The 13,145-nt window shown below is 44.6% G+C and carries 10 protein-coding genes; 8 read left to right on the top strand and 2 right to left on the bottom strand.

The genetic code is table 11. From position 1 onward, the window contains the following. Positions 1-23 precede the first annotated feature (23 nt). Positions 24-1,313: an NAD(P)/FAD-dependent oxidoreductase gene (locus MUCPA_RS24035; protein ID WP_008509925.1), complete on the bottom strand. Its 1,290-nt coding sequence runs from the start codon at positions 1,311-1,313 to the stop codon at positions 24-26. Between the two features lie 185 nt (positions 1,314-1,498). Here MUCPA_RS24035 and MUCPA_RS24030 point away from each other — a divergent pair, with 185 nt between their 5' ends. The 6 genes from MUCPA_RS24030 (at position 1,499) to MUCPA_RS24005 (ending at position 8,536) form a co-directional block, all read left to right on the top strand. After that, positions 1,499-2,458 carry an alpha/beta fold hydrolase gene (locus tag MUCPA_RS24030; RefSeq protein ID WP_008509923.1) on the top strand — a complete coding sequence of 320 codons (960 nt, stop codon included), beginning with the start codon at positions 1,499-1,501 and terminating at the stop codon, positions 2,456-2,458. A 910-nt stretch (positions 2,459-3,368) separates the two neighbouring features. Continuing rightward, positions 3,369-4,163, top strand: a complete 795-nt coding sequence (gene argB / locus MUCPA_RS24025) for an acetylglutamate kinase (RefSeq protein ID WP_008509922.1) — start codon at positions 3,369-3,371, stop codon at positions 4,161-4,163. Beyond that, positions 4,160-4,975 (top strand): pyrroline-5-carboxylate reductase, encoded by an 816-nt coding sequence (gene proC, locus MUCPA_RS24020; protein WP_008509920.1) that lies wholly within the window; start codon positions 4,160-4,162, stop codon positions 4,973-4,975. The genes argB and proC overlap by 4 nt, the downstream gene beginning before the upstream one ends. A 146-nt stretch (positions 4,976-5,121) precedes the next feature. Then, positions 5,122-5,619: a TspO/MBR family protein gene (locus MUCPA_RS24015; RefSeq protein WP_008509918.1), complete on the top strand. Its 498-nt coding sequence runs from the start codon at positions 5,122-5,124 to the stop codon at positions 5,617-5,619. Positions 5,620-5,676: 57 nt separating this feature from the next. After that, on the top strand, positions 5,677-7,992 hold the full coding sequence (locus MUCPA_RS24010; RefSeq protein ID WP_008509917.1) for a patatin-like phospholipase family protein: 2,316 nt from the start codon (positions 5,677-5,679) through the stop codon (positions 7,990-7,992). Further along, positions 7,985-8,536, top strand: a complete 552-nt coding sequence (locus MUCPA_RS24005) for a hypothetical protein (RefSeq protein ID WP_008509915.1) — start codon at positions 7,985-7,987, stop codon at positions 8,534-8,536. Before MUCPA_RS24010 ends, MUCPA_RS24005 begins: the two co-directional genes overlap by 8 nt. Before the next feature lie 292 nt (positions 8,537-8,828). Here the strand turns inward: MUCPA_RS24005 and tamL are convergent, their stop codons facing one another. Then, entirely contained in the window at positions 8,829-11,243 is a 2,415-nt protein-coding gene (gene tamL, locus MUCPA_RS24000; RefSeq protein ID WP_040626357.1) for a translocation and assembly module lipoprotein TamL, read from the bottom strand. Here tamL and MUCPA_RS23995 point away from each other — a divergent pair. Both MUCPA_RS23995 and MUCPA_RS23990 read left to right on the top strand, forming a co-directional pair. After that, entirely contained in the window at positions 11,234-11,983 is a 750-nt protein-coding gene (locus MUCPA_RS23995; protein WP_008509913.1) for a TrmH family RNA methyltransferase, read from the top strand. The genes tamL and MUCPA_RS23995 overlap by 10 nt on opposite strands. 172 nt (positions 11,984-12,155) lie before the next feature. Continuing rightward, entirely contained in the window at positions 12,156-13,142 is a 987-nt protein-coding gene (locus tag MUCPA_RS23990; RefSeq protein ID WP_008509912.1) for an acyltransferase, read from the top strand. Positions 13,143-13,145 lie beyond the last annotated feature (3 nt).

Here is a 13,145-nt window from a genome sequence, read left to right as displayed (position 1 = left end):
TTGCTCCTCTCATCACCGGCTATTTACTTGATCTTCATCGATTCCGAATCAAACTTGCGGATAATTAACCGCGAGCCGCTGTTATGGCTAAAGTAACTACCTGCCCAGTTGATAAAAACAATAATCCGGTTGCGCGCGCTCACTAACGACATCAGGTGCACAAAGCCCCATATTACCCAGGCAAAAAAGCCTTGTAAATGAATTTTTCCCAAATCGGCCACGGCCAGGTTTTTGCCAATGGTAGCCAGGGAGCCCTTGTCGAAATATTTAAAAGGCTCGGGTTGCTCACCTTTTATAATTTTCAGCAGGTTTTTACCAACCTGCTTGCCTTGCTGCATAGCAGCCGGCGCCACACCCGGATGGCCTTCGGGCGTTTCGGGCGTAATTACCGCTGCAACATCGCCAATGGCAAATAAATTGATATAACCTTTAATGCGGTTAAACTCATCAGTTTGTATGCGGTTGCCCCGCACAATAACACCTTCCGGTATTCCTTTCAAAACCTCGCCTTTTACGCCGGCAGCCCATAATACGTTACGTGTTTGGATGGTAGTTCCATCATCAATCACCAAATCGCAGCCATTGTAACTTTTAACATGCACACTGTTGTGCACCTCCACGTTAAGTCCGGTTAAATATTCCTTCGCTTTTTTCGATGCCTGCGGCGACATTACCGCCAGCACTTCCGATTTCCCTTCAACCAGGTAAACCTTCATATCTTTCTTGTCCAGCTCCGGGTAATCGTAGGTTAACACGTAGTTGCGCATTTCGGCCAGCGCGCCCGATAGCTCAACACCTGTGGGGCCCCCTCCTACTACCACAAAAGTAAGCAAGGCGTCGCGCTCCACCTCATCTTCACAAATAAGCGCTTTCTCCACATTTTGCAATATTAAACTCCGCAGGTTAAGCGCCTCGGGAATATTTTTCATGGGCATGGTGCGCTTCTCAAGTTCATCGTTACCAAAATAATTGGTGGTTGAGCCGGTTGCAATTACAGCGTAGTCATAAGCTATATCGCCTATATCGGTACTGATGGTGTTTTTTTCAGGATTAATACGCTCCACATTAGCCATGCGGAAAGTAAAATTCTTTTGCCCTGTAAAAATTTTGCGCAAGGGAAAAGCGATCGAATCGGCCTCGATATCTCCCATGGCAACCTGGTAAAGCATCGGCTGGAAGGTATGGTAGTTGTTTTTATCTACCATTAAAACCTCAACTGGTTTATTTTTTAAGCTTTTGGCTAATTCAATACCGCCAAAGCCGCCGCCTATAATTACTACCCTCGGATGGTTGGTTATTTCGTTTAAATGCATATCGTCATTAAAAGCAAATTTGCTATTGAAATAAAGGTAACAATTGGTTTTATGTTTGCCTAAAATGCAATATTTATTTATCGATTGTTGACAATTTAATAACAGAAGTGTTTTTTGCCCGCTAATGATGATAATTTATCCGGATACTTCAAAATGTTGTTTATTTTGGCGGCAATTATTTTAACATGAAGAAATTATTATTTTTTAGTATCCTTTTTTTAATCATGGGCACTGTACAAGCCCAGGTAAAAAAAGTGGACAGCTTTACCGATGGTAAATATGTAAAAGTTAACGGCGCTAAATTATGGGTGGTGACCGTTGGCGAGGGCGACCCAATTATTTTTATTGCCGGTGGGCCGGGAGGAGCGCACCCGGGTTTGCGAAGCTTTGATGCCCTTGCGGATGCACATCATCAATTAATTTATTTTGACGGATTTGGCAGAGGAAAATCAGACACGGCTAAAAACGTAACCGAATATACGCTCAACCGTGACATTGAGGATATTGAAGGTTTACGCAAGGCCTTAAACCTGGAACATATTACCGTGCTGGGCCATTCGTACGGCGGTGTGGTAGCGCAGGGTTATGCTATTAAATACCCGGCACATTTAAGCCACCTTATTTTGGCCGATACCTTCCACAGCTTTATTATGTGGCAGGAAAATGACGACAACTCCAATCACGAAATTAAAACCAATTACCCCGAGGTTTGGAGCGAGCTGATGCAGATTCGCGAGCAGGGCGCAATATCCAGCGATGCCAAGCACCAGGAAATTTACGGTCGTGTGCCCTACGGCTTTTTATACGCTTATAACCCGGCCAATTTTACCGGACGCGGCGGCAAGCCCTACCCTAACGGAATGAACACCAAACTCTACTACCAGATGGTAGGCAAAGACGGCGACTTTATTGTAGGCAGCGACATTGGCAATTTTGACTACCGCAAACAACTTAAAGATTTAAAAATGCCGGTGATGATTATAGGCGGCCGTTACGACAGGGTGGCCGTACCCTGGATGATGGTGAAATACAAAGAGTACTGCCCGCAGGCCACCTTTGTGATGTTCGAAAAATCGGGCCACAACCCGCAGGTTGAAGAACCAGAAAAAGAGTTTCCGCTGATTAATCAATTTTTGAGCAAGTAAGGCGTTAGTTAAACAAGAGGTTATATTTGCAAAAGCATTGTCAAGGAGGTACGACGAAGCAATCTTCTATACAGGGCGAACGTGCAAAGCCGCTCTGCCGATGTAGAGATTGCTTCGTACCTCGAAATGACGGGTGAGTGAGACAGATCAAAGTATTGATAATCAATTTATAAAACATCATTTAGTAACAATCCGGTTGCCCGGAAAAAATACGGATGACGTTTGAATCTTATAGATTGAAAGGCGCGCAGGCAAAAGCGGTCAAGCCCCCTCTAAATCTCCCCCGGTAGGGGAGACTTTTTAAGCCCACCCTACTGCGAAGGTTAAGTAGGGCTGAGACTGTTTTCTTTAGAGCACAGAAAGAAGGTGCGCAGAGGCCTGACTGCACGCCGGGCCGGGTGTTGGCCTCGCGGGCGGAAGGATCGGGCAGTCTTGACTTTTTTTGGTTCTTTTTGTGTCAAGACAAAAAGAACAAAGCCCTTCCCGCGGCGTTTGAGCGGGCCGATGTTCTAAGTTAAGAACACTGATTAATGGAGCAATAATATACGAATTGGCAATCAATAATTTAAGTAAGCGCAATGATAAGCCGCATCAAAAAACACCCCGTACAGGGCCATGACGCACGTCCTTCGACAGGCTCAGGATGACAGCTTTCGCGCACAAAAAAAAGGCGTCATTATAACAAAGTACAGCAAAGCAATCTATGCTACACAGGGCGAACAAGCAGAGCCGCTCTGCCTGCGTAGAGATTGCTTCGTTCCTCGCAATGACGGGTGGACAGACCTAAGCACAAAGCAATTACAGGGTGGAGACCCGCATCCGTGCAATAGCCTCATGACCCGCAATACACTTCAATACCAACTATTAATAATTGACCCGACCAAGCAACAACACAGACACCTATAAACCCATGAATCTACACATCATTAAAATAGGCGGTAACGTAATCGACAATTCCGCAAACCTGCATCGTTTTTTAAAGGACTTTGCTGCGCTGGATGGTTTTAAAATATTGGTACATGGCGGTGGCAAAGTGGCCACACAGCTATCCACCACGCTGGGTATCGAATCAAAACTGGTGGATGGCCGCCGCATTACAGATATTGAAACCTTGCGGGTAGTTACCATGGTTTACGCGGGGCTCATCAATAAAAATATTGTAGCCTCGTTACAAGCCATACACTGCAATGCCATTGGCCTCACCGGCGCCGATGGTAACTTTATACGGGCCAAAAAACGACCTGTAAAAACTATCGACTATGGTTTTGTGGGTGACCTGGATGAAAACTCTATTCAACCCGAAAATTTAAGCAAACTGATGGAAGCCGGCTTTGTGCCTGTATTTTCGGCACTGACACATGATGGTGAAGGGCAATTGCTAAATACCAATGCCGATACCATTGCCTCTGCGCTGGCAGTAGCCCTGTCCAAACTTTATGAAACTACACTGATCTATTGCTTTGAAAAGAAAGGCGTTTTACAGGACATTGACGACGAAGATTCGCTGATCCGCGAGATTGATCCGGAACGTTACCTGGAACTCAAAGAACAACAAATTATAGCGGGCGGTATGCTGCCCAAACTGGATAACGCCTTTACGGCTATATCGTGCGGTGTAAAAGCCGTAATTATAGGACAGGCTGATGAACTCGGCTTACTGAAACAAAATCAATCATTCGGAACAAGGTTAAGTACCAAAATATGAACTCAGAAAAAACAATCGCCATTTTAGGAAGTGGCAACATCGGCCTGTCGCTAGCCAAAGGCCTGGTCAAGGCAGGCATCTACCAGCCAGAGCAAATTACGCTCACACGCCGCAATATAGCTGCACTGGCCGAACTGGGTAATGCGGGCTATCAAATTACCAGCGATAATTTACAGGCTGTTAAGGGAGCCAACATTATTGTACTGGCGGTATTGCCGCAGCAACTTAAAAAATTGCTCGATGAAATAAAAGAAGCCATCAATCCGGCCAAACATTTACTCATCTCTATTATAACAGGCGTGGCTTGTATCGATATCCGCCAGCACCTGGATATGGATGTGCAGGTGGTGCGCTCTATGCCCAATACGGCCATCGCCATAGGCCAATCCATGACCTGCATTGCCAGCGATAACGCCTCAGTAGTCAACCTGTCTATCGTAAAAGAATTATTTGATACCGTGGGCGTAACCATCCAGATCAATGAAGAACTGATGACATCGGCCACCGCCTTATGTGCATGTGGCATCGCCTTCTTTTTACGCTCTATCCGCGCGGCATCACAAGGAGGCACCGAAATTGGTTTCCATGCGCACGATGCTCTTAAAATGGCCGCCCAAACAGCCAAAGGCGCTGCCGACCTGCTGTTACAACTGGCATCGCACCCCGAACAGGAAATTGACAAGGTTACATCGCCCAAAGGTTGCACCATTGCCGGCTTGAACGAGATGGAGCATAACGGCTTCAGCTCGGCCATGATCAAAGGTATCAAGATGTCGGCAGATATTGCGGCGGTTTTGTATAAAAGGGATTAAGGTGCTCTAAAGCTTAAAAGGGGAATTTTGACGGTAGGTGTTTCTTTTATACTTTGTCTTAACTCCCCTCTCTAATTTTCAGGTACTGAAACTATTGAATGTGGCAAAAAACCATTTAAAGCCCTGCACGTTATCAGTTAAGCAATATGGCAGCATACATACAACCCCAGCGTTTTAAATTTTTGCCCTTCATCATCAGCATACTCATTACACTGAGCATTGGCGGGGTAGCCAGCTTTTTTACGCTGCCACAAATTAAAGGCTGGTATGTGTATCTGCATAAGCCTTCATTTAACCCGCCGAACTGGCTCTTCGGCCCGGTATGGACACTGCTTTATATCATGATGGGTGTCGCTGCTTACCTTATTTGGCAGCAACGAGCGCGCCGCGTTAAATATGGCCAGGCCCGCAACATTTATCTGTTACAACTGCTGTTTAATTTCTCGTGGTCCATTGTGTTTTTTGGTATGCACCAAATATTGGCCGCGCTGGTTGTTATCGTTCTGCTTTGGGTTAGCATCGTGGTCAACATCGTTTTATTCGGTCGTATTAATAAAACTGCAGCCTGGCTGTTGGTGCCTTATTTATTATGGGTGAGTTTTGCCAGCGTATTAAACTTTGCTATTTACATACTAAACAAGTAATAAATGCCGTATTTTCATTGCAGCGTTTGCAAAGCCCGATAGCTATTGTAAGGATTAATGAAAAAAATACAGCTCCTCATTTTATTATTCTTTATTTATCTTAACGGTACTGCCCAAAAGGTGGGTGTTGTTTTTAGCGGTGGCGGGGCCAAAGGATTGGCCCATATCGGCGTTTTAAAAGCCCTGGAAGAGAACAATATCCCAATTGATTACATTGTGGGCACCTCAATGGGTGGCGTGGTTGGGGCCATGTACGCAGCCGGTTATACTCCGCAGGAAATTGAGCGCATAGCAGTTTCAACCAATTTTCAGGATTGGGTGAGTGGCAAATTCGACAGCGACTACCGTTACTTCTTCCAAAAAAAACCCGACAACCCATCGTTTCTATCTTTAAAGCTTGAAATTGATACCGGGTTCCAGGCACGTTTCCGCTCAACGCTGGTTAACGATATCCCTTTAAATTTCGCGCTGATAGAGTTGTATACCCAACCGACTGTAAATGCCCATAATGATTTTAATCACCTGTTTGTACCGTTTAGATGCATTGTGGCGGATGTATTTTCGCAGAAGGCCATCGATGTAGATCATGGAAGTTTAGCCGAAGCTATACGCGGCACCATCACCGTACCTTTGGTATACCGCCCTGTTAAGGTTGACGGGCGCTACGTTTTTGATGGAGGCCTTTATAACAACTTCCCGGTGGATGTGATGAAGCGCGACTTTAAACCCGACTACATCATAGGTGCCAATGTATCATCCAAAACCTTCAAAGATTATCCTAAAGATGACGAAAAACTCATGGGCCGCTCGCTTATCTACATGTTTCTCTCCAATTCGGATAGTACCAGCATCGGCAAAAACGGCATTTACATACAGCCCAACCTGCAAAATTTCAGCAGCACTAACTTTGCACCTGTAGCACAGATGATTAAAGCCGGGTATGATGCCACCATGGCCGATATGCCACGCATTAAAGCTGATATTGCTGCCCGGACAGATTCGGACGGCCTTAAAAAACGCAGGGAGAAATTCCATCAAACACAAGCCCCTATCGTATTTAACAACATTATTATCACCGGTGCAAATTTTCAACAACAGCGTTATATAGAAGGTATTTTCCGGAAGGACGAAAACAAGCCGCTTAGCCTGAAAGATGTTAAAGAAGGTTATTACCGGTTAGTAACAAACGATAATTTTGAAACGGTTTACCCACGTGTTATCTATCATCCTCAAAGTAACAGTTATGATTTTGGGATAGATATTAAATCGAGCAAAAATTTCAGGGCCGATATTGGCGGGATGATTTCCAGCAGGCCCATCAGTACGGCTCACCTTGGCTTGCAATATGATTACATCAACCGAAACTCGTTTACAGCGACATTAAACCTGTATTCTGGGCGGTTTTACGAATCGGCACAGGGTACTTTACGATCCGACTTCCCTACCCGCTTGCCGTTTTACCTGGAAGGCGAATTTGCCTACAATTACTGGAATTACTTTAACAATAACCAGATCTCCGTTGAGCGGACCAACCCACTTTATATAGCCCAGTCTGACAGGAAAATCATGATCAAGGCGGGCATTCCGGTTGCCAATAACGGTAAGCTGGAGCTACAAGCGGGGTATATCAACACCGGCGACGAATACAGCCCCAACGATACCTATCAAAACGGCGATACGCTGGATGTGAGCCGTTTTACCGCCTTTAAGGCTTCTATCGCCATCGAAAAAAACTCCCTTAACCGTAAGCAGTATGCCAGCAAGGGCAATCATTATTATCTGGGCCTGCAATATTATAACGGCCGGGAGTATTATGACAATGGTAACGTGCTGCAAAACACACCCGGCTACCATGCCATAGGCCAGTTTAACACCATCAGGCAATGGTTTGCGGCCAAATTAAGTCAGGAGAACTATTTTTTCACTCAAAAACACTTAAGCCTGGGCTATTTGGTAGAGGGCGTTTTAAGTAACAAACCCTTGTTCAGAACTTATGAGGAATCGGTACTCAGCTCGCCGGGTTTTTACCCCTTGCAGGATTCGCGCACATTAATTTTAACTAACTTTAGAGCACCAAGTTACGCAGCTGGCGGACTCAAAAGCGTAGTTACACTTAAAAAGAACCTGGAATGGCGTACTGATGGTTACCTATTTATCCCGGTACGCGGAATTAGGCGCGATAATTTGGAAGATGCCAGTTATACCAATATACTTGGGGTACGTAAATTTGCTGGTAGCACCGGTCTTGTTTACCAGAGTTTTGTGGGGCCTATCGGCCTTAGCTTTAATTATTACGACGATGACCAAAAGCGGTATGGTGTGATGTTCCATGCCGGATTTTTAATTTTTAACAAACGAGCCCTCAATGAATAAGCTTATAAAAGTTGCCCTGGTTGCAGTAGTAATGTGTTTGATATGCTTTACCGCTGCCTTTGCTGATGGTATACTCATTAAAAATTTTGTAGTAAAAGATAATCCCTTTGGTACAAACGAGGTGGCCATTGTAGCCACCGATACGGCTGGGGTAATACAGGAGAATGTGAATGGCGATTTTTTATTCACCGTAAATGGCTTCCAGGAAACGCTGAAATTTGAACACGGTACTGCGTTTTACCATCATAAGATAGCAAAATCGAGCTTTATGCTCATTAAACACGAAAACGAAATTGGTTCGCACTCTACCTTATTTTACGTATATAAAAGCGATGCCAAGCTCATCCCCATCCACATCAACTGGATTGTGCTTTTTGCCATACCTGTGATACTGGTATTACTGGGTTACATGTTTAAGCGCTTTATTATTATAGCCGCCATATTGCTATGCCTATTTGTTTACTTTAACCACAGCAACGGCCTTAGTATCCCCTCGTTTTTTGAAACTGTAATTGATGGCTTAAAGCACATGTTTGCGCCCTAACCCCCTGAAGGCTATGCCCTGAAGGGGGAATAAGAATGCGGGAGGGATATGCAGCATAGATCTAAATTACAGCGCCCTACCCCCCTGAAGGGGAATAAGAATGCGGGAGGGATAGCAGCATAGATCTAAATTACGCCTCATATCCTTAAAAAATAATATACTACTAATCAACATATTGCCTCCCAACCCTCAATGGCATCTCAATCGAAAATGCAATCTTACAACTCAATAACCAAATAACATTCCAACTTTCCAACCTTACAACTTTCCAACTCAAAACACAACAGCATCCCTAAAACGGCAGCCCTATACCAAAGTTGAGTTGCATAAAGTTGTAACTTTCGCCGTTAGTTTGCTCATAGGTATGTTTAAAAGGTCCGGCGCGGAAGAGCTCGTTAAAGTGTTTGGTGAATACCCATTGGTCGCTCCCGTTAAATTGGGGATCTTTAAATTTAAAGGCGGCATCCAGGCGGAAAACAAAAAATCCCAGATCGAACCTCAAGCCTGTGCCAACACCTATTGCCGTTGATTGAAAAATGTTATTCACGTTAAAAGTTCCGTTGGGGCTATCGGTTTCAGGCTTTAACCGCCAAACGTTACCAAAATCAGTAAAAATAGCGCCGTTTAGTTTGGAGCCAAAAAAATTAGCTACCAGCGGATAGCGGTATTCAATATTGCCTACAATCTTTATTTCGCCAAACTGATCCAGATATTTCAATCTGTCTCTCAGGGTTTGCGATTTCAAACTATCGGCAGGGCCATATACCGCCCTGTTAAACTGGCCGGGTCCTAAAGTACGCGGTAACCATGCCCGGATATCGTTAGCGCCGCCCCCATAAAAGTTTTTCTCGAAAATAAGCTGACTGCTATTACCGTAAGGTATGCCTATGCCTGGGCTGAAGCGAAAAACAAGCATCCGCTCCCCCCCCAGATTTTTGTAGAACCGGAAATCGGTTTCAAATTTTGAATATTGTGCAAAGGTTTGGCCAAATAGGGTATGCTGGCCCAGGGTATCGCGTGGGGTATTAAGCAGTTTCGTAAGCAGGCTCAACGTATTGCCGCCAACATCTACCGTGCCACGAAAATAGGTAAACGTACCATAAGTAAATAGCTTATTGGCATTTACCTGGTAGGTGTATTGGCTGCCCGATGTAAATATTTTACGGCCAATCAGGTAAACATAGGAGTACCGATCCTGATCAATCAATTGCGATTTGGCTCCAGGGTCAATAATCCCCTCAGAAAACTCGATATTAAACGGCGTCAGGGTATGTAGTTTTTGGCTCGTTTCGGCCCAATCGTAAGTTAAGGAGTTGATGAGGCTTTTGCGCGATACCAGCCCTTTTTGAAAATACAGCTGATAGGTTGATGAGAAGGTGGTATGTGGCACACCGTATTGCCCGGGCATTGGGAAGTTAAAAGGTGAAATAATGCGCGGATAAATCAAATTTAAACCTATACGCACATCCTGGTTTTGGATAGCGCTCGAGCCGATGGCTCCGGTTGAATTATCAAACAACACGCTCCAGTTTAATTTGAGCTGCAAAATTTCGGCTCCTTTAAACAAGTTACGGTCGGTAAAAGTATTGCCCACATTAAAACCGCTACGGCCCCCGTTAAAAATAAACTCACCTTCAACGCGGTCAGTCATGTGCTTTAGCGGGATGATATCGATCTTGCTATCCAGCCGGTTGGTACTATCTGCCGTTTTAACGTAGCTGGGGTTGGGTACATTCCTAAATACGTTTAGCTCAGAAAGCCTCGTAGTGGTAAGGTTTTGCCTGTCGATATTGTACATATCGCCCTTGTGCTGAAAAATATAGCCAACAACGGCTTTAGGCTTAAATTTATTAGAGTAATCAACAAATCTGAATTCCGAATCAACCTGTAGTGTATCCGCCTTACCTGGTATTTTATGCTGGGCCACCATTTTGATGGAGTCCGCACGGTTGTAGGTACGCCCGTTGCTCCGGAAAATAGTGATCAGGGTATTATTGATGGTAAATTGCGCGTGCTCTTTTTTGCCGGGCGGGTTGGCAATAATCATCTTGATATCGGCAACACTGCTGTTAAATACGGTATCATAATCGTAGGTGATGTACTGCCGGTAAAAATCATAATAACCGTTGCGCTTCATCATCTGGAAAATCTGGTCGCGATCATAAGCCAAACTATCCAGATCGAAAGCCTTGCCGGGCTGCACGTGGCTAAAGTCTTTACGTTTTTCCCTGTAAAGGTTACGCACCTTGACATCCTGAATGCTATCCTGAAATTTACGGATCCGGAATAAAGGACCTTCGTTGGCGGTAAAAATCAGCTCGGCCTTCCGTTTCTTTATTTTGATGGCATAATCAACCTTCGCTTTTACAAAGCCTTTGTTTTGCAAAAAGCGTTCTATTTGCAATCGCGAAAATTCAACCAGGTTGCTATCTAATATCCTTGGCGCCTCACCAATGTCTCTTTTTCCGTGCTTGCTTAGCAAATAATAGAGCTGCAGGTTGAGCCAGTTATTAGGTTGCTGCTCTTTATCCACATAATTAAGTGCAACCAAACTATACTGTTTATCAATACCTTTAAGGGTGATGGTACGCACCAGCGACTGATCTTTGCGGATACCGCGGGTTAAACTACATCCCGAGGCCAGAAAAAGAATAATAATACTTAAAATTGTAAGGCTGTAATTATCAGATCGGGTATATGCTTTCAAAGTCTCAAATCAGTTTATTAAAATCCTTACAACAAAAAAAGATCAGGAAAACGCATGGTCTGTTTTTGGCCGAAGGTATCAAATCAATAACGGAATTTATTAATTCCGACTATAAAATTGAAACCATTTACCATACACCTTCCTTCGTCCCAAAATTGCTGAATTTATCACAAAAAATAAATTTTATAGAATGTCCGGCAACAGACCTGGCCAAATTTAGCAGTTTAACCACACCACAGGAAGTAATTGCCTTAATAAAAATACCAACCTGGCCTGTACTTGAAACAAAAATATTACAACAAAGTTTTTCTATTGTGTTGGATGGCATCCAGGATCCGGGAAATTTAGGTACCATTATCCGTACGGCCGACTGGTTTGGCATCCAAAACATCATCTGCTCCGAAGATACGGTTGACGCTTACAATGCCAAGGTAGTACAGGCTACTATGGGCTCGCTCGCGCGGATCCACGTTCATTATGTTAACCTGGCCCAGTTAATTACTAACACCAAACTGCCTGTATTTGGTGCCTTACTGGATGGCGAAAACATTTACCAAACCAATTTTGGAAGTCAAGGCCTCATTGTGCTGGGTAACGAAGGGAACGGCATCCGCCCCGAAATACAGGCCCTGATACAAAAACCGGTAACTATACCCCTGCTGGGTAAAGCAGAATCGTTAAATGTGGCTATCGCGAATGCCGTTTTTTGTTCGGAAATTAGCAGGGGAAAGTTTGTATAAACTTTACAAGCTTTGTCAACTTTTAAAAAGTTGACAAAGCTGAACGCTATAGGCGGGTCCGCCAGAATGCCCATATAAAGGTTTACCGCAATGTGCTTAGCTTAGAGAGCGTTTCATGATACCATTAACTATGGACTCATATAAATCAAAATCGATTTTTATCTTTGCCCTAATGAGCCAACCGGATAAGCAGCAGGTATTTTCCATCAGCAACAATAATCAGCTTCATGCGGTTGCGTTGCAGGTTTTTAGGCACCAGGCCATTAACTGTGCGGTTTATAATCGCTTTTTAACCGGCTTGGGGACTGATATTAACGCGGTGCATCATATCAGCCAGATCCCATTTTTGCCTATCGAGTTTTTTAAATCACACCCGGTTTTAAGCACCAATGCCCCGGCCCAGGTTACGTTCACCAGTTCGGGCACTACGGGCATGATTACGAGCAGCCATCTGGTAAGCGATGTAAGCTGGTACGAAGACAGTTTCAGAAAAGCGTTTGCTTTGTTTTATGGCGATATTGCCTCCTACACGGTTCTGGCACTGCTCCCCTCCTACCTGGAACGCGAAGGATCATCGCTGATTTACATGGCTGCCGATTTGATCAGGCAATCCAACAATCCGGATAGCGGCTTTTATTTGTATAACCACCAGGAGCTTTACAACCAGTTGGTTAAACAACGCGAGGCAGGCAAGCCTACTTTATTAATAGGTGTCACCTTTGCCCTGTTGGATTTTATTGAACACTATGCCATCCATTTCCCGGAGTTGATTGTGATGGAAACAGGCGGGATGAAGGGCCGCCGTAAAGAGATGATCCGCGAGGAACTGCACCATGCTTTGAGTAATGGTTTTGGTGTGGATATGATTCACTCGGAATACGGCATGACGGAGTTACTGTCACAAGCCTACTCTAACGGTGAAGGTATTTTTGCCTGCCCACCCTGGATGAAGATCATGATCAGGGATACCAACGATCCCTTTACCAACCTGCCTGAAGGTATTACCGGCGGAATTAACATCATCGATCTGGCTAATATCAACTCCTGCTCCTTCCTGGCTACGCAGGATTTGGGCCGCGTACAAGCTGATGGCACGTTTGAGGTGCTGGGCCGTTTTGATAATTCGGACATCCGCGGCTGCAACCTTTTAATCGGTTAATAA

It is taken from the genome of Mucilaginibacter paludis DSM 18603 (assembly GCF_000166195.2).
In the GTDB taxonomy this organism is placed as follows: Bacteria; Bacteroidota; Bacteroidia; order Sphingobacteriales; family Sphingobacteriaceae; genus Mucilaginibacter; species Mucilaginibacter paludis.
The sequence above is the reverse complement of the archived record's forward strand: the minus strand, read 5'-3'. Positions and strand labels throughout refer to the sequence as shown.

What these genes read in the sequence shown, in the direction of transcription:
- MUCPA_RS24035 (WP_008509925.1), bottom strand. Translation starts at nt 1,313, where the DNA reads ATGCATTTAAACGAAATAACCAACCATCCGAGGGTAGTAATTATAGGC.
- MUCPA_RS24030 (WP_008509923.1), top strand. Translation starts at nt 1,499, where the DNA reads ATGAAGAAATTATTATTTTTTAGTATCCTTTTTTTAATCATGGGCACT.
- argB (WP_008509922.1), top strand. Translation starts at nt 3,369, where the DNA reads ATGAATCTACACATCATTAAAATAGGCGGTAACGTAATCGACAATTCC.
- proC (WP_008509920.1), top strand. Translation starts at nt 4,160, where the DNA reads ATGAACTCAGAAAAAACAATCGCCATTTTAGGAAGTGGCAACATCGGC.
- MUCPA_RS24015 (WP_008509918.1), top strand. Translation starts at nt 5,122, where the DNA reads ATGGCAGCATACATACAACCCCAGCGTTTTAAATTTTTGCCCTTCATC.
- MUCPA_RS24010 (WP_008509917.1), top strand. Translation starts at nt 5,677, where the DNA reads ATGAAAAAAATACAGCTCCTCATTTTATTATTCTTTATTTATCTTAAC.
- MUCPA_RS24005 (WP_008509915.1), top strand. Translation starts at nt 7,985, where the DNA reads ATGAATAAGCTTATAAAAGTTGCCCTGGTTGCAGTAGTAATGTGTTTG.
- MUCPA_RS23995 (WP_008509913.1), top strand. Translation starts at nt 11,234, where the DNA reads ATGCTTTCAAAGTCTCAAATCAGTTTATTAAAATCCTTACAACAAAAA.
- MUCPA_RS23990 (WP_008509912.1), top strand. Translation starts at nt 12,156, where the DNA reads ATGAGCCAACCGGATAAGCAGCAGGTATTTTCCATCAGCAACAATAAT.